Annotated in this window: 22 protein-coding genes and 1 tRNA gene; 19 read left to right on the plus strand and 4 right to left on the minus strand. The window is 32.9% G+C overall.

Going from position 1 to position 20850, the window contains the following annotated elements:
* The first annotated feature begins 209 nt into the window (after positions 1 to 209).
* The 6 genes from V6624_RS11635 to V6624_RS11660 all read left to right on the plus strand — a co-directional run bounded on the left by V6624_RS11635 (position 210) and on the right by V6624_RS11660 (position 5349).
* Positions 210 to 1175: a hypothetical protein gene (locus tag V6624_RS11635; protein ID WP_204251684.1), complete on the plus strand. Its 966-nt coding sequence runs from the start codon at positions 210 to 212 to the stop codon at positions 1173 to 1175.
* Positions 1135 to 3495: a hypothetical protein gene (locus tag V6624_RS11640; protein WP_338841828.1), complete on the plus strand. Its 2361-nt coding sequence runs from the start codon at positions 1135 to 1137 to the stop codon at positions 3493 to 3495. The genes V6624_RS11635 and V6624_RS11640 overlap by 41 nt, the downstream gene beginning before the upstream one ends.
* A 10-nt stretch (positions 3496 to 3505) precedes the next feature.
* Complete coding sequence (gene mce / locus V6624_RS11645; protein WP_095928359.1) at positions 3506 to 3910, plus strand: methylmalonyl-CoA epimerase; 405 nt, start codon at positions 3506 to 3508, stop codon at positions 3908 to 3910.
* A 146-nt stretch (positions 3911 to 4056) separates the two neighbouring features.
* Positions 4057 to 4130, plus strand: a tRNA-Ile gene (locus tag V6624_RS11650).
* A 226-nt stretch (positions 4131 to 4356) separates the two neighbouring features.
* Entirely contained in the window at positions 4357 to 4764 is a 408-nt protein-coding gene (locus tag V6624_RS11655) for a helix-turn-helix transcriptional regulator (RefSeq protein WP_338841831.1), read from the plus strand.
* Between the two features lie 165 nt (positions 4765 to 4929).
* Entirely contained in the window at positions 4930 to 5349 is a 420-nt protein-coding gene (locus tag V6624_RS11660) for a very short patch repair endonuclease (RefSeq protein WP_111287170.1), read from the plus strand.
* Here the strand turns inward: V6624_RS11660 and V6624_RS11665 are convergent.
* On the minus strand, positions 5346 to 6332 hold the full coding sequence (locus V6624_RS11665) for a DNA cytosine methyltransferase (RefSeq protein WP_111287168.1): 987 nt from the start codon (positions 6330 to 6332) through the stop codon (positions 5346 to 5348). The genes V6624_RS11660 and V6624_RS11665 overlap by 4 nt on opposite strands.
* Before the next feature lie 491 nt (positions 6333 to 6823).
* On the opposite strand from V6624_RS11665, the gene V6624_RS11670 reads away from it, so the two are divergent.
* Positions 6824 to 7093 (plus strand): hypothetical protein, encoded by a 270-nt coding sequence (locus V6624_RS11670; protein ID WP_111287166.1) that lies wholly within the window; start codon positions 6824 to 6826, stop codon positions 7091 to 7093.
* A gap of 33 nt (positions 7094 to 7126) precedes the next feature.
* Here V6624_RS11670 and V6624_RS11675 read toward each other — a convergent pair whose 3' ends face one another.
* Positions 7127 to 7717: a riboflavin synthase gene (locus V6624_RS11675; RefSeq protein WP_111287164.1), complete on the minus strand. Its 591-nt coding sequence runs from the start codon at positions 7715 to 7717 to the stop codon at positions 7127 to 7129.
* Positions 7718 to 7774: 57 nt separating this feature from the next.
* On the opposite strand from V6624_RS11675, the gene pdxA reads away from it, so the two are divergent.
* The 12 genes from pdxA (at position 7775) to V6624_RS11735 (ending at position 16261) form a co-directional block, all read left to right on the plus strand.
* Positions 7775 to 8824: a 4-hydroxythreonine-4-phosphate dehydrogenase PdxA gene (gene pdxA / locus V6624_RS11680; RefSeq protein ID WP_111287162.1), complete on the plus strand. Its 1050-nt coding sequence runs from the start codon at positions 7775 to 7777 to the stop codon at positions 8822 to 8824.
* 105 nt (positions 8825 to 8929) lie between these two features.
* Positions 8930 to 9472 carry a YceD family protein gene (locus V6624_RS11685; protein WP_111287160.1) on the plus strand — a complete coding sequence of 181 codons (543 nt, stop codon included), beginning with the start codon at positions 8930 to 8932 and terminating at the stop codon, positions 9470 to 9472.
* Between the two features lie 9 nt (positions 9473 to 9481).
* A complete protein-coding gene (gene rpmF, locus V6624_RS11690; RefSeq protein ID WP_008465217.1) occupies positions 9482 to 9676 on the plus strand; it encodes a 50S ribosomal protein L32 in 195 nt (64 codons plus the stop codon).
* A 175-nt stretch (positions 9677 to 9851) separates the two neighbouring features.
* The gene (locus tag V6624_RS11695; protein ID WP_111287159.1) at positions 9852 to 10850 is read left to right on the plus strand and encodes a beta-ketoacyl-ACP synthase III; all 999 of its coding nucleotides are present in this window, start codon (positions 9852 to 9854) and stop codon (positions 10848 to 10850) included.
* 23 nt (positions 10851 to 10873) lie between these two features.
* Complete coding sequence (gene accB, locus V6624_RS11700) at positions 10874 to 11359, plus strand: acetyl-CoA carboxylase biotin carboxyl carrier protein (protein ID WP_095928350.1); 486 nt, start codon at positions 10874 to 10876, stop codon at positions 11357 to 11359.
* Between the two features lie 108 nt (positions 11360 to 11467).
* The gene (accC, locus tag V6624_RS11705) at positions 11468 to 12814 is read left to right on the plus strand and encodes an acetyl-CoA carboxylase biotin carboxylase subunit (protein ID WP_111287157.1); all 1347 of its coding nucleotides are present in this window, start codon (positions 11468 to 11470) and stop codon (positions 12812 to 12814) included.
* Positions 12815 to 13164: 350 nt separating this feature from the next.
* Positions 13165 to 13461: a hypothetical protein gene (locus V6624_RS11710; protein ID WP_111287155.1), complete on the plus strand. Its 297-nt coding sequence runs from the start codon at positions 13165 to 13167 to the stop codon at positions 13459 to 13461.
* Between the two features lie 74 nt (positions 13462 to 13535).
* Entirely contained in the window at positions 13536 to 13832 is a 297-nt protein-coding gene (locus V6624_RS11715) for a hypothetical protein (protein WP_111287153.1), read from the plus strand.
* Between the two features lie 29 nt (positions 13833 to 13861).
* Complete coding sequence (locus V6624_RS11720) at positions 13862 to 14152, plus strand: hypothetical protein (protein ID WP_111287151.1); 291 nt, start codon at positions 13862 to 13864, stop codon at positions 14150 to 14152.
* Positions 14153 to 14170: 18 nt separating this feature from the next.
* Positions 14171 to 14464 (plus strand): PepSY-like domain-containing protein, encoded by a 294-nt coding sequence (locus tag V6624_RS11725; protein WP_111287149.1) that lies wholly within the window; start codon positions 14171 to 14173, stop codon positions 14462 to 14464.
* Positions 14465 to 14480: 16 nt separating this feature from the next.
* Positions 14481 to 14777 (plus strand): hypothetical protein, encoded by a 297-nt coding sequence (locus V6624_RS11730; protein ID WP_111287147.1) that lies wholly within the window; start codon positions 14481 to 14483, stop codon positions 14775 to 14777.
* Between the two features lie 137 nt (positions 14778 to 14914).
* Complete coding sequence (locus V6624_RS11735; RefSeq protein ID WP_111287145.1) at positions 14915 to 16261, plus strand: sigma-54-dependent transcriptional regulator; 1347 nt, start codon at positions 14915 to 14917, stop codon at positions 16259 to 16261.
* Between the two features lie 28 nt (positions 16262 to 16289).
* Here the strand turns inward: V6624_RS11735 and V6624_RS11740 are convergent, their stop codons facing one another.
* Both V6624_RS11740 and V6624_RS11745 read right to left on the minus strand, forming a co-directional pair.
* The gene (locus tag V6624_RS11740) at positions 16290 to 18734 is read right to left on the minus strand and encodes a hybrid sensor histidine kinase/response regulator (RefSeq protein ID WP_111287143.1); all 2445 of its coding nucleotides are present in this window, start codon (positions 18732 to 18734) and stop codon (positions 16290 to 16292) included.
* 176 nt (positions 18735 to 18910) lie between these two features.
* Entirely contained in the window at positions 18911 to 20812 is a 1902-nt protein-coding gene (locus V6624_RS11745; protein WP_338841836.1) for a S9 family peptidase, read from the minus strand.
* Positions 20813 to 20850 lie beyond the last annotated feature (38 nt).

Consider the following 20850-nt stretch of genomic DNA (forward strand, 5'->3'; position numbering starts at 1 on the left):
ACGGTTTTTCAATTTGATTGCACAAAATAACAATTATATTTGCTTTAATTGAAATTTTTTGGCCATTTATTAGGATTTCAAACTTTTGCGATTCTTCAGTTTTTTATTGTTTGAATATTTTAAAAAGACATAATTTCTTACTTTTGGATAAAAATGTAATTTTCTAAGTTTTGTTAAAGCGAATTTTTTCAGTTTTGTTTCTCTTTTTAATGTTCTCATGCACTAAAAACGAAAAACCAGTTATCTCTTTTTATTACTGGAAAACGATCTTCAAATTTTCTAAAATTGAAAAAGAAGTTTTAGAAGAAAACAACGTCAGCAAGCTTTATGTTCGATATTTTGATATAGGGCTTCATCCTGAATCTAAATTCCCAATTCCGATAAGTCCAATTCGTTTTGAAATAAATCCGAGCGGATATACGATTGTTCCAGTTGTTTTTATTCAGAACAAAGTAATGCTGCAAAAGAATCTTGATGTTGAAGATTTGGCTCAAAAAACTTTTGATTTTATCGAACAGATCAATTCTAAAAATAAAATCGTTTCTCAAGAAATTCAGATTGATTGCGATTGGTCTTTAGAAAGCAAAGAAAATTATCTCAAGTTTATAAAGAGTTTTAAGAAGCTTTCGAGGAAAAAACTTTCGGCAACAATTCGATTGCATCAAGTGAAATATTTCAAGAAAACAAAAATTCCAAGCGTCGATTCTGGAGTTTTAATGTATTACAACATGGGATCAATCGCGCCCGATTCTCTCAATTCGATTTACGATCAGAAAGTGGCCGAACGATATCTTAAGAGTTTAAAGAAATATCCGCTTCATCTGGATTTTGCATTTCCAATTTATTCTTGGGGAGTTCATATTAGAAATAATAAAGTAATCGGACTTCGTTCGAAAATGAATAGGAAAGAATTGGAAGAAGATTCAAATTTTGAAAAAACAAGCCCGATTTTTTTCAGAGCGAAACAATCCAATTATAAAAATGGGGTTTTTTATGAAGAAAATGATCTTTTGAAAATAGAAGAAATTACAAAAGACGATTTAAAAGAAATGGCAGAAGATTTGCAGGGTAATCTTATCGAAAAGCCAAACGAAATTATATTTTACGATTTAGACGAATTCAATTTAAACAATTATGAAAAAAACACTTTTGAGCAGATTATTTCTTGTTTCTAGTGCCGTTTTGCTTTCTGCATACGGAATTATATATGCCTGCGCCGGAGGAGACGATTGGGATTTCTTTGGCTATAATTCAAATTTTACTCCTGAAACTTTTGCCGACAAATCGTATTCGCCTTTGTTTTTGTCTGGCGGAATTTTCTACGGAATTGGTTTTGATACGCAGCACAATTCTCGTTTCAATTCTAATATCAAATCAGATTGGGCTACTTATTTAAAAGGAAAAGTAGATACAACAACAGTAAATTATTTTTTGATTGGAGATGAAAAGCCAAGATACTATTCTGATGAAAAAAACGCCATCAAAAACAAAGAAGAAATAGAAGACTTACATGTTTTTTATAAAACAAAAAAGGAAAATAAAGGTTCTCAGAAATGGGGCAAAAAGCTTAATTTAAAAGATGATAAAGTCAAAAACTTTGTCGAATTTTTGTATTTGGCTCAAAAAATAGAAACCGTTTCGATTGGCGAAGATTATTGGAGTTACGATCCAGTTGTGGCAAAGACTTTTAATGATGCCAAAATGATTCAGTCGATAGAGAACGTTTACAATACTTTATCAGATCCGTTTTTGAAAAACAGATATTGGTTTTTGACCATGAAAGCGCGTTTTTATAGTAATGACAAACAAAAAGCAATCGACTTTTTTAATAAAACAGAAAGTTCTGTTCCAAAAAATACTTTGTATTATCGTGCCTTGGCTTATGTTGCTGGAATCAATTTCAAACAGAAAAAATATGCTGTTTCCAATTATTTGTACGCGCAGGTTTTTGATAAATGTCCAGAATTAAGAGTTGTAACGGCGTATAGTTTCCGTCCAAAAAATGAATCAGATTGGACAAAGGCTTTGGCGATGGCAAAAAATAATGATGAGAAAGCCGCACTTTGGGCAATTCACGGATATTATAAAGATGAAAAACAGGCGATTGAGAAAATTTATGAGCTAAATCCGAAAAGCGAACATTTGAATTATCTGGCAACGCGATTGGTAAATAGATTAGAACAATCTATAAATAACTCGTTTCAACTAACTGGACAAGGAGAAAATCAGCCACCGAAACAACAAACCGTTGCAGAAAATAAAACAGAAAACAAAGCAAAAGTAGACAACAGCGCAGTTGATTTGATTTCGAAAATTTCTGCTGCTGGAAATACCGAGAAACCCTATTTGTGGGATATTGCGATTGGATATCTTCAGACTTTAAAAGGAGATTATGCTAATGCAGATAAAAATTACAGCAAAGCTGAAAAAACGCTTCCGAAAACAGAACTGGCTGGAATGCAGCTTCGTTTATTGCGTTTTGTAAATAATTTAAATAAGATTGATAAACTGACCGATAAAAACGAAAAAACAATTCTAGCCGATTTGAATTGGCTGTATTATGAACTTCCTAAAACTTATAAAGGGCAGGAGTTTCGTTATCAAAATGCTTCTTCATGGAGCAGAAGCTATTTGTCTCACCTTTACAAAGAAAAAGGAAATCAAGTTATGGCTGAGATTTTTGGCGAATCACGTTACAGTTATTGGAACGACGGAAATTCATATTACGATAATGAAAAGGATTTGTTGGCAATTAAAAGCTTTTTGGAAAAATCCAATAAGTCAGAAATCGAGAAAATTGGTGCAGGAATTTATAGTTTGAAACTGAAAGATATCAATAATTTCCAAGCAGTTCAGGCGACTTTCAAAAACAAAATTCCAGAAGCAATTGCGTTTATGCAACAAACGGATTCTGTTCAATATTATAAATTCTTAGGAAATCCGTTTAACGGAAATATCAAAGATTGTCATGATTGCGAACACGCGGCGTATCAGAAAAGAAAATATACTTATATGGATTTCTTGACTACGATAAAATCTATGCAAGAGAAATTGGCTCAAAAAGAAGATGTTTACACGAATAGTCTTTTGTTAGGAAATGCATTTTATAATATTTCTCATTTTGGAAACGGAAGAACTTTCTATGAAATCACCATTATAGGTTACGGTTCAAGTCCGTATTCATTTAGAAATTCGATGAAAGATATGATTACAGACAATTCGGTTTCGAAAATGTATTACCAAAAAGCTTTTGAAGCGGCTTCTACTAAAGATCAAAAAGCAAAATGCTTGTATTTGATTTCGAAATGCGAACGAAACGATTATTACAATAAAAAATACAGCGACGTAAATAACTATTGGGAAATTCGCGAGGATAAAGTTAATTTTATTGCTTGGAACGCATTCAAGACTTTAAGAAAAGATTATTCGGATACGAAATATTATCAGGATGTAATTGCAGAATGCGGTTATTTTAGTACTTATGTGAACCAATAAAATTAAAACTATGGTAAACAAAATAGAACATATTGGAATTGCAGTAAAAAATATGGACGACGCAAATGTTTTGTTCGAAAAAATGCTTGGCGTTCCGTCTTATAAAATGGAAGCGGTAGAAAGTGAAGGCGTTTTAACTTCATTTTTTCAAACAGGAAATAATAAAATTGAACTTTTGGTGGCAACAAATCCAGAAAGTCCGATTGCTAAATTCTTGGAGAAAAAAGGAGAAGGAATTCATCACATTGCTTTTGACGTTGATGATATCGAAGCTGAAATTGCCCGTTTAAAAAATGAAGGTTTTGTTCTTATTAATGAAGTTCCGAAGAAAGGAGCCGACAATAAATTGGTTGTTTTCCTGCATCCAAAGAACACAAATGGCGTTTTAGTAGAGCTTTGTCAGGAAATTAAATAAAAAAATATCATTTTTATTTTTGAATAAGGTATTGAAAATCAATTTCGTTTTTGAGATTCGAAGAAAGATTTAAAATTAAATTCAAATGATGTCTTAAAATATTTGGAGTGAATGAAAAATAGTAGTAATATTGCATCCTCTAAACCGGTCCTATAGCTCAGCTGGTTAGAGCACCTGACTCATAATCAGGTGGTCCCTGGTTCGAGCCCAGGTGGGACCACTTCTTTAGAAACGGAAAGCCTTTACAGAAATGTAGAGGCTTTTTTGTTTTCTTACGGCAAAAGATTTATGTGCATCTACCTCAATTCTTTAAAAGAAAGGTCTTCTCAAAACATCGATAATATCTGACAAAAGAATGTTTTAAAGGATATTTTTCTATCTTTGAAAATCAGATTTTTAATTCGTGAGGCTTTATATTTAGGGCTTTAGAAAAATTAATACTCATTATGGAACAAAAAATACATCAGGGAAGAAACGTAAAACGTTTCAGAGAAATGCTTAATATAAAGCAGGAGGCATTGGCTTATGATTTAGGAGAAGACTGGAATCAAAAGAAGATTTCTATGTTGGAGCAGAAAGATGTAATCGAAGATAATTTGCTGAAACAAATCTCTGCTGTATTAAAAATTCCTGTTGAAGCTTTTCAGAATTTTGATGAAGAGCACGCTGTGAACATTATTGCTAACACATTTCATGAAGGAGCAGTTGCTAACAATTCTGGATATATCAATTGTACTTTTAATCCGATTGATAAAATTGTACAAATACATGAAGAAAAAATTGCTTTGTACGAGCGTATGCTGAAAGAGAAAGATGAAATGATGCAAAGGCTTGAAAAGCTAATCGATAAATAATTTAGGAATATTTCTTATTCACAATGCCTTTACAGAAATGTAGAGGCTTTTTTGTTTTAGACGTTTTTATAAATGTGAAAATTGAAATTTTTCAAAACAAAAATTAAAAGTTTCTTTTCCTAAAATCCCTTAACTTTATCCATCCGAAACAAATTTAATCTTCAGATGGATAGATTAACTCCCGAACAGAGGAGTAAAACGATGCAGGCGATAAAAAGTACTGCAACAAAAGGCGAAGTAAGGCTTGCTAAAGCATTATGGAAATTGGGTCACAGATATCGAAAAAATAATAAAAAGATATTTGGAAGACCTGATCTTACTTTTGCCAAATATAAAATTGCCATTTTTGTCGATAGCGAGTTTTTTCATGGAAAAGATTGGGAAACGCAACAACTTAGAATCAAATCGAATCGGGAATATTGGATTCCAAAAATTGAAAGAAACATACAGCGAGACGAAGAAGTAAATGCGTTTTTAATTTCTGAAAACTGGACGGTTCTGCGATTTTGGAGTAAAGAAATTGAAAAAAATCTTGAAGTTTGTTTAGCCAGAATTGAAGGAACAATAATGCTTTTGAGTATTTAAACTTTTTCTGCTTTTGCTTTTTTAGTTTCGATTTTTTCAATGCATTTGAAAATTTCAGAAGCCAATCTTTCAATAACCGGCATACTTACTGAATTTCCAGCTTGTTTGTAAAGATTAGAATTTGAAATTTTTGGTAATTTATAACTGTCTGGAAATCCCTGAAAACGAAAACATTCTCTCGGAGTTAATTTTCTAAAACCAAATTCTGTTGTAATAATTGGAACATTGTGGCCGCCAGTTCCCATGTTTGCTGTAAGAGTCGGGCAAACTTCTTTTTTGTTTTCTCGTACATATTGTCTTCTAAACTGATAAATTCGGTCTTCGCGTACAACAGCCTCTTTTAGCATATTGTACATATATTTGTCTTCAGTATAATAGAATTTCTTTTCGACTTGTTCTTTGGTAATTAAATCGGTTACCTTTTTTGTTAATTCTTCTTTTTCAGGAAAACTGAATTTGAAGCCTTTTTTAACGAAGTCTTTATCAAAAGCAATCATAAAAATTCGCTCTCGATTATGCGGAATATTTCCAAAATCTTTGGTGTTTAAAATTGCGCTGTCAAAAGTGTAATTGCGTTTTTTAATCTCACGCTGAATAACTTTCATCGTATTTCCTTTGTCGTGTCCTTTTAGGTTTTTGACATTTTCAAGAAATACGACTTTTGGTCTCATTTCGTCAATAAAATCTAAAATTTTAAAGAAATGATTTCCGCGACTGTCTTTAAAGCCTTTTCTATGTCCAGCCAAAGAAAAAGGTTGACACGGAAATCCAGCAGTAAGAATATCTATTTTGTTAAGTTCTTTTACGTCAATTTGCATTACATCACCTTCGATGAGAGTATGTTCAAAATTGTTTCTGTACGTAACACAGGCTTTTTTGTCAAATTCGTTTGCCCATTCTAATTTGAATCCCGCATTTTCAAAACCTAAACAAATACCGCCAACACCAGCATATAGACTTCCTACGGTATATTTGTTTTTCATTTGTTTTGGATTAAAATAAGTTTCAGTTTTTGAAATGGGTCTCTTTAAAAGTAAAAATAGAAAAAGACTCCTTTTTAAAGGTATTATTTTGCAAAGATATTTATTTCGAAAAAAAGTTTTAACAGTAAATAATAAAAGTGAAAAACCAATCGTTTTAATTTTACGTAAATTCTGATAAATTAAATTTTTTGAAAAACGGACATTTATGTACTTTTGTTAAAATCAGGAAATTCTTATAAGCTTGAGAATTTTGCAAAGGATGATGAAAATGAGGTTTTTATGTTCTATAACGTTTTCAGAAAAGGTATTAGGTCTTTAAAAACGGAAACTGTTAAAATTTGTTTCCATGTTTTTCGTTTTAAAAGTTGCTTTTGTGCAAAAAACTTATACTTTTGTCCAAGATTTTGCAGGCAGAAATGTCTTGTGCGAAATTTCTATTAAAGAATATTTGTTAATAATTACAGACTTGCTGTTTTTAACAGCTTGAATTTATGAAAAATCTAAAAGCCCCTTTTTTAGCAGTTACTTTAATATTATTAAATGTCTCATTCATGTTGGCCGGATCGTCAAATCCACCTGCTCCTACAGCAAAAGTGGCCACTACGAATGGTACCGCAGGTACACTTGACGATGAATGTGAAGATTTTGGTTGTAATCCTACGTTTCCAATAGACCAAAATATTGTTTTTCTAGTAATTGGCGGTTTAGCATTAGGTGCAACCGTGATATATAAAAATCAAACAAAAAAAGCTTCAATATAAATTGAAGCTTTTTTTATGGAAAAGTGTTAGATTTTATTTGTTGATCGAATAAAGTCTAGAAATGTATTTTCCTACTACATCAAACTCAAGGTTGATTTTTGTTCCAACTTTGAAATCTTTAAAGTTAGTATGCTCATAAGTATACGGAATAATTGAAACGCTAAATTCATTTGTTTTAGAGTTTACAACCGTAAGACTTACTCCGTTTACAGTAATCGAACCTTTTTCGATTGTGATGTTGTTTAGGGTTTTATCATACTCAAAAGTATAATTCCAGCTTCCGTTGGCTTCTTCAATTTTGATGCAAGTTCCAGTTTGATCTACGTGACCTTGAACAATATGTCCGTCCAAACGGTCTCCAAGCTTCATTCCTCTTTCTAAATTTACAATATCGCCTGTTTTCCAGTCGCCAATATTGGTCTTTAAAATGGTTTCATCAATTGCAGTAACCGTATAAAGAGAATCTTTAATGGCAACAACAGTAAGGCATATTCCGTTGTGCGAAACACTTTGGTCTATTTTCAATTCGTGAGTTATGGATGAGTCAACTGTTATGTGAAGATTGTTTTGGTCTTTTTGAATTTCATGAATCCTGCCGAGTGTTTCTATAATTCCTGTGAACATTGTGGTTTTATTTTACTAAATTTGCACATCAAAATTAGTAATAAATAAACTGAGCTCATGAATAAAAAAGCAGAAAATATAATTGTTGGAATTTCTGTTGGAGATTTAAACGGTATTGGAAGCGAAGTTATACTGAAAACATTCGAGGATTCTCGTATGTTGGAATTGTGTACGCCGGTTATTTTTGCAAATGCTAAAATTCTTTCTTTCGTTAGAAAAAGTTTTACATCTACGATTCAATTTCACGGAGTTGATAAATTAGATCAAGTTATACCAGGAAAAGTAAATGTTTTAAATCTTTGGAGAGAAGGTGTTGATATAAACTTTGGTGTAAACGATCCTAAGATAGGTGAATACGCAATAAAATCATTTACAGCGGCAACTAAAGCTTTGAAAGAGGGTGAAATTGATGTTCTGGTTACAGCACCAATTAATAAATACAATATACAGTCTGAAGATTTTAAATTTCCAGGACATACGGATTATCTAGATCAAGAATTAGAAGGCAATGCGCTTATGATGATGGTTCAAGATAATCTTCGAGTAGGTTTAATTACAGATCATGTGCCTTTAAATGAAGTCGCTTCTCATTTAACAGAAGAATTAATTACTAAAAAAATTGAAACTATTAGAAAATCTCTAGTTCAAGATTTTAGTATTGTAAAGCCGAAAATTGCAGTTTTAGGATTAAATCCGCACGCTGGTGATGGTGGTGTAATTGGAAAAGAAGACGATTTGGTTTTAAAGCCAACTTTAAAGAAAATATTTGATTCTGGAACAATGGTTTTTGGTCCATTTCCAGCAGATGGTTTTTTTGGAAGCGGTCATTATGAAAAATATGATGCTATTGTAGCAATGTATCACGATCAAGGATTAATTCCGTTCAAGACATTGTCTTTTGGAAAAGGAGTTAATTATTCAGCAGGTTTAAACAGAGTTAGAACTTCTCCAGATCATGGTACAGCCTATGATATTGCTGGGAAAGACATGGCAGATTACAATTCTTTTAAAGAAGCAGTATATCTTGCGATTGATATTTTTCGCTCGCGTAATCAGTATGAGGAGATTAGCCAAAAACCTCTTAAAATAAAAGAAAAACAGTTATAAACAAAAAAAGGTGAATAAGATTATTAGATTTGTAATAATTTTATATCTTTGCACCCCAATTCAGATATCTAGTTTTAGAATCGAATTGATCAAATTGATGTTGAAATGAGCAAAACAAAAGAATTTTTAATTCCTTTCGTAGGATTAAAACTAGGAAAACACCATTTTGAGTATCAAATAAATAACGAGTTCTTTAAGAATTTTGAATACGATGAGTTTCAAAGTTCGGATATTAAAGTCAATTTACTTTTCGAAAAGAAAAGTACTATGTTAGAGTTAGAATTCAAACACAAAGGAACAGTAAATGTGCCTTGTGATCTAACAGGCGAAGATTTTGATTTACCTATAAAAGGGAAAATGAAGTTGATTGTTCGCTTTGGAGATGAATTTAACAATGATAATGAAGAGCTGTTGATTTTGCCGCATGGTGAATTTGAGATAGATGTTGCGCAGTATATTTATGAAATGATCGCGCTTTCTGTACCTCAAAAGAGAATTCATCCAGGAGTTAAAGATGGAAGTTTGCAAACAGAAGCTTTAACAAAACTGAATGAGCTGAGTGTAAAAGAACAAAAGGAAGAGAGTAAACAAGAAGAAGATATTGACCCGCGTTGGGAAAAATTAAAGAAACTATTAACGGATAAATAATATAGTAAAATGGCACATCCTAAGAGAAAAACCTCGAAAACAAGAAGAGATAAGAGAAGAACACATTACAAAGCTACTGTAGCTCAAATCGCTACATGTCCTATTACAGGTGAGGCGCATTTATACCACAGAGCTTACTGGCATGAAGGTAAAATGTACTACAGAGGGCAAGTTGTTATCGATAAATCTGAAGCGGTTGCTTAATACGTTTTTGTAAATTATACTAGAACTCTCACATAGTGAGAGTTTTTTTTGTTGGTTATAATTTTCGTTTTTTAGGAAAATATAGACAAATTCGTTACGTTTTTTTTTGTAATTTTCAAGTCTTTTAAAAATTTTTCAAATTAATCATAATTTGAAAAGAAAATAATAGAATATAATGAATACAATCACAGCCGCAATTACCGCTGTTGGAGCTTATGTTCCTGACTTCGTTCTTTCGAACCAAGTACTAGAAACAATGGTTGATACCAATGATGAGTGGATTACCGCTCGAACAGGAATTAAAGAAAGAAGAATCCTGAAAGATGCTGATAAAGGTACATCTTACCTTGCTATACAAGCAGCAAAGGATTTGATTGCAAAAGCAAATATTGATCCGCTTGAGATTGATATGATTATAATGGCAACTGCAACACCAGATATGATGGTGGCTTCTACAGGAGTTTTTGTTGCAACAGAAATTGGAGCAACAAATGCATTTGCATACGATTTGCAAGCTGCATGTTCAAGTTTCTTATACGGAATGTCAACTGCTGCGGCTTATGTACAGTCTGGACGTTACAAAAAAGTACTTTTAATTGGTGCAGATAAAATGTCATCAATTGTAGATTATACAGATAGAGCAACTTGTATTATTTTTGGTGATGGAGCTGGTGCAGTTCTTTTCGAACCAAATTATGAAGGCTTAGGTTTGCAGGATGAATATTTAAGAAGTGACGGTGTTGGTCGTGATTTCCTTAAAATTCCTGCTGGAGGTTCTTTGATTCCACCTTCAGAAGACACTGTAAAAAACAGACAGCACAATATTATGCAAGACGGGAAAACTGTTTTCAAATATGCTGTTACAAATATGGCAGATGCCAGCGAATTGATTTTGCAAAGAAATAATTTGACAAATCAAGATGTTGACTGGTTAGTGCCACACCAAGCTAATAAACGTATTATTGATGCTACGGCTGGAAGATTAGAATTAGACGAATCTAAAGTTCTGGTAAACATCGAAAGATACGGTAATACTACTTCTGGAACTTTACCATTAGTATTAGCTGATTTTGAAGATAAGCTTAAAAAAGGAGATAATATTATCTTTGCCGCTTTTGGTGGAGGATTCACTTGGGGATCTATCTATTTAAAATGGGCTTACGATAAGAAATAAATTAAAACTAAAAACGAATCATTATGGATTTAAAAGAAATTCAAAACCTAATCAAATTTGTTGCAAATTCGGGCGTTGCAGAAGTTAAGTTAGAAATGGATGATGTAAAAATCACGATCAGAACAACTTTAGAAACAAATGTAACTGAGGCAACTTATGTACAACAATTGCCAGCTCAGGCAGCTTTACCTCAAGCGGCAGTTCCACAAGTTACAGCTCCAACAGTTGTAAGTGTAACTCCAGAAGCACCAGCTGCTAACGATTCTAAATATATTACTATAAAATCTCCAATCATTGGAACATTCTATAGAAAACCATCTCCAGACAAACCAGTTTTTACAGAAGTTGGAAGCACTGTATCTAAAGGAGATGTTCTTTGTGTAATTGAAGCAATGAAATTATTCAACGAAATCGAATCTGAAGTTTCTGGTAAAATTGTGAAAATTCTAGTTGACGATATGTCTCCAGTAGAATTTGACCAACCTTTATTCTTAGTAGATCCATCATAAATAAATTTAGATTTTAGATTTTAGATTTTAGAAGGATTCGAAAAAAGTTTTGTTAATCATCTAAAATTATCTAATTATCAAATTGTCTAATTATCTAATTAAAGTAAGATGTTTAAAAAAATATTAATTGCGAATAGAGGAGAAATTGCACTACGTGTAATTCGTACATGTAAGGAAATGGGAATCAAAACTGTTGCAGTTTACTCTACAGCCGACGCAGAAAGTTTACACGTTAAATTTGCTGACGAAGCGGTTTGTATTGGCCCTCCTCCGAGTAACTTATCGTATTTGAAAATGTCAAATATCATTGCAGCTGCAGAAATTACAAATGCAGACGCAATACATCCAGGTTATGGATTTCTTTCTGAGAATGCTAAATTCTCAAAAATCTGTCAAGAGCACGGAATTAAATTTATCGGTGCTGCTCCAGAAATGATCGACCGTATGGGAGATAAAGCTTCTGCAAAAGCTACAATGAAAGCGGCAGGAGTTCCTTGTGTACCAGGTTCAGACGGATTATTAGAATCTTACGAACATGCACAAAAAACAGCTAAAGAAATTGGTTATCCAGTTATGATGAAAGCTACTGCTGGTGGTGGTGGAAAAGGAATGCGTGCAATCTGGAAAGAAGAAGAGCTTTTAAAAGCTTGGGAAAGTGCGCGTCAAGAAGCTGCTGCAGCGTTTGGAAATGACGGAATGTACATGGAGAAACTTATTGAAGAACCACGTCATATCGAAATTCAGGTTGTTGGAGATGCTTACGGAAAAGCATGTCACCTTTCTGAAAGAGATTGTTCAGTACAACGTCGTCACCAAAAATTAACTGAAGAAACACCTTCACCTTTCATGACAGACGAACTTCGTACAAGAATGGGAGAGGCTGCTGTAAAAGCTGCTGAATTCATTAAATATGAAGGAGCTGGAACTGTAGAGTTTTTAGTGGACAAACACAGAAACTTCTATTTCATGGAAATGAATACTCGTATCCAAGTAGAGCACCCAATTACAGAACAAGTTATTGATTATGATTTGATCCGTGAGCAGATTATGGTGGCTGCTGGAATTCCGATTTCTGGAAAAAACTACCTTCCAGAATTACATGCTATCGAATGTCGTATTAATGCTGAAGATCCTTATAACGATTTTCGCCCTTCACCAGGAAAAATTACTACGCTTCATATGCCAGGAGGACACGGAGTACGTTTAGATACTCACGTATATTCAGGTTACAGCATTCCGCCAAACTACGATTCTATGATTGCCAAGTTAATTACAACAGCGCAATCTCGTGAAGAAGCTATCAGCAAAATGCGTAGAGCTTTAGATGAGTTCGTAATTGAAGGTGTGAAAACTACAATACCTTTCCACAGACAATTAATGGATGATCCAAAATATATTGCAGGAGATTATACAACTGCATTTATGGATACATTTAAAATGAATAATCCAGAATAATTATAAAGGCTGTCAATTTATTGACAGCCTTTTTTCTTTATAAGCCTTTATTAAAATTCCAAAAAAAAGAAAATTCCAAATTCCAATATTGAAACCTTAAACTTGGAACTTGAAACTTTAATCTAGATTTTGGAATTTGAAATTTCCTTCAAAGGTTACACTTTAAGTGTTTACTTATTACACACTTTTTTTATCTTTTACACACTTTTTGAAATTTGTCTTTTATTGGCATATTGATTTAAAACCTTTAAAAATAGGCTTTTAGGCTATTTAGCATAGTTCTTTTCTTTTACGGCATAATAATTTCATTATCTAAAGCGTAAACAACTATTAATTTAAATATATACGTTATGAAAAGATTATTTTTATCAGCCGCAATTGTTTTAGGAAGTTTAACTTCATTCGCTTCAACTTCACCAGTAGTAAACATAAACGCAAAGGTGATTTCTATTGCAGACGAATATACTGAGATCAAATTAGAAGAATTACCTTCTGCAATTACAGAAGCTCTTAAAAAAGCTTACCCAGAAGCGGTAATTACAAAAGCATATAAAAACGAAAAAGCACAGTATAAACTTGATGTTACTGTTGGTGACAAAGTAGGTAACCTATTTGCTAATGCAGATGGAACTTGGATCAAACAATAATCTAATCTAAGGTATTGTGAAAATCCAGATCAAGAATACTAAGATCAAATTAACTATATTAAAAAACAACTATCATGAAAAATTTATTTTTATCAGCCGCAATCGTTTTGGGAGGTTTAACATCATTTGCTTCAACTTCGCCAATTTCAAATACAATCGTAAAAACAATCTCTATCCAAGATGATTATACAGAAATTAAATTGGAAGAAGTTCCATCAGCTATAACAGACGCACTTAAAAAAGCATATCCAGATGCAGTGCTTTCTAAAGCATTTAAAAACACTAAATCTGAATATAAGTTAGAAGTAACTGTTGGAGATAAAACAGGAAATCTTTTTGCAAACGCAGACGGAACCTGGATTAAAAAATAATTTAAATCTAACCCTAAAAAGCTATTACTATGAAAAAGTTGATTCTATCGGCAGCAATTGTCTTAGGCAGTTTGTCGATGCATGCAGAAACCGCTGTTGTAGCAAGCCCATTGGTACAAACAGTTAATGATCAGGATGGATATAAAGAAGTAGATGGAGTTCCAGCAGCTATTAAAAAGTCTTTAGACGAAGCTTATCCTGGTGTAGTGCTTGAAAAAGCATGGGTAAATGATAAAAAGGAGTACAAAATTGAGATAACCGTTCGAGGAGAAAAATCGATCGTTTATACAGATGCTTCTGGTAACATTCTTAAAAAATAATTTAAACCACTAAATATTATGAAAAAGTTAATCTTATCAGCAGCGATTGTTTTAGGAAGTCTGTCAGTAAGTGCTGCAGTCCTTCCAGCAATTTCGATTACTCAATCAGTACTTATTCAAGATGAATTTACTGAAATAACAGCAGACGCTGTTCCAGCAGCTGTGAAATCTACAGTTGAAAAATCTTTCCCAAATACTAAGCTTGAAAAGGCTTATAAAAACGAGAAAAACGAGTACAAACTTGAAATTTCAAGTGGAGAAAAGAAGTATACTATTTTTACAGATGCTTCTGGTAATATCATCAAGAAATAATTAAAAAATCAGCATCATGAAAAAACTAATCTTATCAGCAGTAGTTCTTTTTGGAACAATGTCAATTCAAGCAAATGTATTGCCAGTTCCACAAGAAACTAAAACAACTGTAATTATTCAATCAGAATATACAGAAGTTACTGCAGATGCTGTGCCTGCAGCTGTAAAAACAGCCTTGCAGACAGCTTATCCAGGAGCAAAACTGGAAAAAGCATTTGTAAACGAAAAAAAAGAATACAAACTAGAAATATCAGTTGGAGACCAGAAGGCTACTGTTTACTCAGATGTCAATGGTAACTGGTTGAAGATATAATTAGGTGAATTTAGATTTATGTTTTTGGTGAAAAAGAGATTGCGTCATGCAATCTCTTTTTTTTTACATATTTTACATAATTTTATGAAATAACAAGTTTAATAATATTATTTTAGCAAAAAAGTCACTAAAAACAAATGTCAAAGATATTACTGATAGAAGATGACATCGCGTTTTGTAAATTATTAGAAAAATTTCTAATCAAAAAAGCGTATGATGTAGCGATAGCTTTCTCTGCAGCAGAAGCACGAGAAGCGGTTAAAAACGAATCGTTTGATTTGATTTTGACAGACCTTCGTTTGCCTGATTCTGACGGTATTGGACTTATGTCTGAATTTAAAAATTCGCACCCGCATATTCCAATTATTTTAATGACGGGTTACTCTGATGTAAATACTGCTGTAAAGGCAATCAAGAACGGTGCATCAGATTATATTTCAAAACCTTTCAATCCTGATGAGGTTTTGATTGTTATTACAAATGCATTGCAAACTCCACAGGTAAAGGAAGAAGCTCCCGTAAAAGAAAAAAAAGCGCCTAAAAAACAAACTTCGGGCGAAAATGAATTTGTAAAAGGAATTTCAGTTGCATCAAAAAAACTACTGGATCATATTCAATTGGTAAGTCCAACAGATATGTCGGTTTTGATTATTGGCGAAAGCGGAACAGGAAAAGAAATCATAGCTAAAAGCATTCATCAGCAAAGTCAAAGAAAAGACAACAATTTTATTGCTGTTGACTGCGGAGCCATACCAAAAGAATTGGCAGCAAGCGAATTTTTTGGTCATTTAAAAGGATCCTTCACAGGAGCAATTAGCGATAAAAAAGGTTATTTTGAAGCAGCAAACGGTGGAACTTTATTTTTGGATGAAATCGGAAATCTTTCATACGAAAATCAAATTCAGTTATTGAGAGCGCTTCAGGAAAGAAAAATTAAACCTGTTGGAAGCAATAAAGAAATAAACGTCGATATACGCATCATTACAGCTACAAACGAAGATTTGCGCGAGGCAGTAAAAAACGGCGATTTTAGAGAAGATTTATACCATAGAATCAATGAATTTTCGATTCAGTCACCATCTTTAAAAGATCGTGGAGAAGATTTAATGGTTTTTGCTGATTATTTCCTTGAAAAAGCCAATCAACAGTTAAATAAAGAAATTATTGGATTTTCTCCAGAAGTAGTTTCTATTTTTCAGAATTATAACTGGCCAGGAAATTTACGTGAATTGCAAAATTGCGTAAAACGAGCAACGCTTTTAACACGTGGAGATTTTATTGAAGCAGACGTACTTCCTGCGGAATTTTTCCAAATCCAAAAACAATCAGGAGGAAACGGCAGTTTCTCTTTATCTGAAAATGAAAAAGAAGCTATTATTCATGCTTTGTCAAAAGCACAGAACAATAAATCGGAAGCGGCAAAACTTCTGAAAATTACCAGAAAAACACTTTATAATAAGTTGAAGCAATATAATATTCAATAAAAAAGCAGTCATTTTAGACTGCTTTTTTTTAAATCTCTTGTTTTAGTCCTTCAAAAAGAACGTCTACTTTTTCTTTTAAATCTGAGAACGTACTTTCTACGTCAATCGTATTTAGATCTTCTTTCTCTAAGTTTTTAAGAAGCTCACCAATTTCATTTGCCTGAATTTGCTTAAACATTGGCGCAATGCGATGCGCGATTGATTTTATTTCTTCATGATTTTTCTCTTGAACAGCTGTTTTTAAAAAGCCTAAATTTTCTATAGATGTATCTATGAAAGAGTTTAAAACTTCTTTTAAAGCCAATTCGTCTTGTCCAAGAAAATCTTTCAAAGTATCTAAAGAATACATTTGAGAAGAATGATTGTTTTCAGTTTCTTTAAATTCGGTTGCGGGAACTTCTTCGTGATCCAAAATATGCTGAATCGTTTCCAATAAAATTTTTGGAGAATATGGTTTCTTTACAACTGTTGTAAAACCAGCATTTTTATAAACCGAAAGATCCAGATCTGTGCGGCCAGTAAGTGCAATTACAGGCTGATTTTTAAAGATAGTTTCTGGAAGTTCGCGAAGTTTTTCTAAAAACAAGAAACCATCAATTTCCGGCATTTGAATATCAGTAATAACGAAATCAAAACGCGTGTTTTTAATCGTTTCTAAAGCCTTTGCAGGATTCGTAAACGAAAATACTTGATGTTGTTCTTGTTTTAAAACTCCAGTGGTCAGATTCAGAAGGTTAATATCGTCATCAACTACAATGAAAGTTTGTTTCTTAGTGTTTTTTGAAAGTTTGTTTTTAACCTTATTTGAAACAATTGGTGCAGTCTGACTGTTATCAAACAATAACGGTAATTGAATGGTGAATGTACTTCCTTTTCCAAAAATACTGTCCAAACTTAAGCTTCCGCCCAAAATAGAAATAATCTTTTGGCAGATTGATAATCCTAAACCAGTACCGCCATATTTCTTTTCAATGTTTTCATTCGCTTGTGCAAATTCTTCGAAAACCAATTTCTGATTCCCTTTTTCAATTCCAATTCCAGTGTCTTGAATCGAAATTGTAAAGAACTGGTCTTCATTCGCGTAAGCGGCAATTCGAATATGACCTTCTTCAGTGAATTTATATGCGTTACCAACAATATTTGTCAATATTTGTTTTAAACGAAATGGATCTCCAACAATACGTTTCTGAAATTTTTCATCAACATTAATTATAAGAGCAATATCTTTTTGTTTGTAAACGGTTTGGATATTTCTCGCAACATCTTCAATGATTTCTGGCAATGAAAACGGAACTTTTTCGATCGAAATTTTCCCTGCTTCGATTTGTGAAAAATCCAATAAATCTTGAACTAGTTGCGTAATATATTCAGACGAATTTTTTATGTTTTTAATGAAATACGATTGCTTGGTATTAATATCTGAATTTCCTAAAAGTTCAGAATATCCGACAATCGTACTCAAAGGCGTTTTCAAATCGTGACTTACGGTCGAAATTAATTGTTCACGGCTTTTTAGCAGATTCTTTGTTTTGAAATTGGCGATTTCCAACTGTTTTTTATACAATTGAGATTTCGAATAATCGCTTACTATTAGAATCGAGAAAAAGATCGTCAGCAATAAACCAATTACGGCAGATGCTGTGACAATTTCGTTGACTCTTTTTAATGATTTTTCTTTTAATGAATTGTTTTTTATCGAATTGATGATGATTTCTCGCTCGATAATTCGAAGTATTTTTCGAAGCTGATCCGAAATTGCAATTTCATTTTGAAGCAGTTTGTTTTCTTCAAAATTCAGAGATTCTTTCTTTTTTTCGGCTTTTAATTTTACAGAACTCAAAAGCTTTTTAGAATTGGCCAAAATCGAATCAGAGGCTTTTTTGCTTAATGTGTTGGTGCTGTCGTCAGGAATATTCGAGTTTAAATAATCGACATATTGCTGTAAAACACTTCGCTGGTAACTTCCCAACTGATTTGGGTTTTTGGTGAAATCCTGAAGTTCGAGTTTTCTAAGATTAAACTCCATTTTCGTGATTTCATCAATCGCTGTATTTACCGAAGTTTCGTCGTCTGCTTTATTCTTGATTTCTCTTAATTGTTTGATGTTTTCTGTCTTTTCAGCCAAAAAATAATTCACACTATCTAAAAGCGTTTTCTGATATTCAGTAGTAACAATTTGTTTTAAAGTATCGATACGTTTACGAAGAGAATCGGTTTCGATCAGATAATTTTTAAAATCTTTTTCGGAGTTATTTTGAATGGTTTGCCTTGCTAAACTTTCGGTTTTATAAACATTAGAATACAATCTGCTGACTCTAAGAATTTTGGTTTTTTCTAAAGCAATTTTATCTTCCAGTTTGTTGTAAACGACATTTTCAGAATATAGAAACCATCCAACGGTTACAACCAAAGCCAATAATGCAACATAGCTGAATAAAACTTTGATTGCGGTGTAACTTTTTTTGCTCTCCATATTTTGCTGAAAGGTATTGGGAATTTGGGATATTATAAACCTTTGCAATTTATCTAAAAAAATCTGTTTTCGGAATAGTAAATGTACCCAATATGTTATATAATTGTAAGGTGAACAAACAAAAACAGCCGTAGATTATGTAAATCTACGGCTGTCAAAAAATGTTGTTTTATGAATTACAAAGTCTCATCTAACCATTTGAAGAATTCACCTTGCCAAACTTGAGCGTTCTGTGGTTTTAAAACCCAGTGATTTTCGTCTGGGAAATAAACAAATCTACTCTTAAGTCCTCTTAACTGAGCCGCCTGAAAAGCTTCTTGTCCCTGTCCAATTGGCACACGGAAATCTTTACCTCCTTGGAAAATCAAAATTGGCTTGTTCCAGTTTTGAACCAAAGTTGCAGGATTAAATGTGGTATAAGCTTTTTGTGCTACAACATTATCTTTTTCCCAATATGGTCCGCCGAAATCCCAGTTGTTAAAGAAAACTTCTTCAGTTGTTCCTAACATTGAAACGGTATTGAAAACACCATCATGAGCGATAAAAGTTTTGAAACGATTTTTATGAATTCCAGCTAAATAAAATACAGAATATCCTCCATAACTAGCTCCAACGCAACCTAAACGGCTTTTGTCAACATAACTTTCTTTTGCCACATCATCAATTGCAGAAAGGTAATCGTCCATAACTTGTCCGCCCCAATCTTTACTGATTTGTTCGTTCCATTCAACTCCATGTCCTGGCATTCCACGACGGTTTGGAGCCACAACTACATAACCTTTAGCAGCCATTAAAGAGAAGTTCCAACGGAAAGAATACGATTGTGTTAGCGCACTTTGAGGTCCGCCTTGGCAGAATAACAAAGTTGGATATTTTTTAGAAGCATCAAAATTTGGAGGAAGAATTACCCAAACTAGCATTTTTTTACCGTCAGTTGTTGTAACGTAACGTTTTTCTGTTTTGCTTAACGCCAAAGTTTTGTACGTTTCTGTGTTGACATTTGAAAGCTGTTTCCAAGTATTTTTCTTCAAGTTGAAAGAATAAATTTCTCCTGCATGATTCATATCAGTTCTTGTTACGATGATATCGTCTCCAGAAAAACCAACTAAATCATTTACATCAAAATCTCCATTTGTCAATTGACGAACGTTGATCGCGATTTTAGTTAAACCAGGAAAATTAACCGAGAAAAGTTGTTTTGTTCCATCAATTGGCGCAACAAAAAATACCGTTTTTCCATCTTTGCTCCAGATGAAATTATCGACAGTTCCATCCCAATTTGCTGTTAAGTTGGTTTTGATTCCTTTAAACTCAACAATAATGTCATTTTTATCAGACTCGTAACCGTCACGTTTCATTTGCAACCAAGATAAATTTCCTGTTGGAGAAAATTGTGGAGCGGTATCGTAACCTAAATTACCTTCGGTTTTATTAGTTGTTTTTTGAGTTTCTAGATTGTACTCATAAATATCTGTGTTTGTAGAAATAGCATAAGCCGTTCCTGCTTTTTTCTTGCAAACGTAAAAAATGCTTTTGCTGTCTGGCGACCAGATATAATCTTCGTCACCACCAAAAGGTTTTTGCGGAGAATCGAAAGTTTCACCTTTCAAGATGTCAATTCCTTTTGCACCGTCTTTGTTTTCTTTATAAAAAACGTGATTAAATTTTCCTTCGTTCCAAGTGTCCCAATGGCGATAATCTAATCCGTCATAAATTTGAGCATCCGATTTTGTTAGACTTGGATAAAAATCTTTTCCTAAAACTTTGTCAATTTTTACTTCTTCATTGTAAACCAAAAATTTTCCGTCAGGCGAAATGTTTTTGTCTGCCAAAATATCTTTGGTGTCTTTAATTTCAGTTGCATTTCCGCCATTTACGGGAATTGTATAAATTTTAGAAGCCGATTTATTTTCTTCTACAGAAGGCGTAGAAACTTTAAAAACAACATTTTTAGCATCTTTAGAAATGCCAAGAGGCGTTACTCTTCCTAATTTCCATAACAATTCTGGAGACATTACATTTTGTCCGATAGCGTTTAAACTCATCATTATTAAGGTTGTTAATACTACTTTTTTCATAATAAAAATTCTATTTTTTGTGGCGCTAAAAATACGAA

It is taken from the genome of Flavobacterium ginsenosidimutans, assembly GCF_037478105.1.
GTDB lineage: Bacteria > Bacteroidota > Bacteroidia > Flavobacteriales > Flavobacteriaceae > Flavobacterium > Flavobacterium ginsenosidimutans.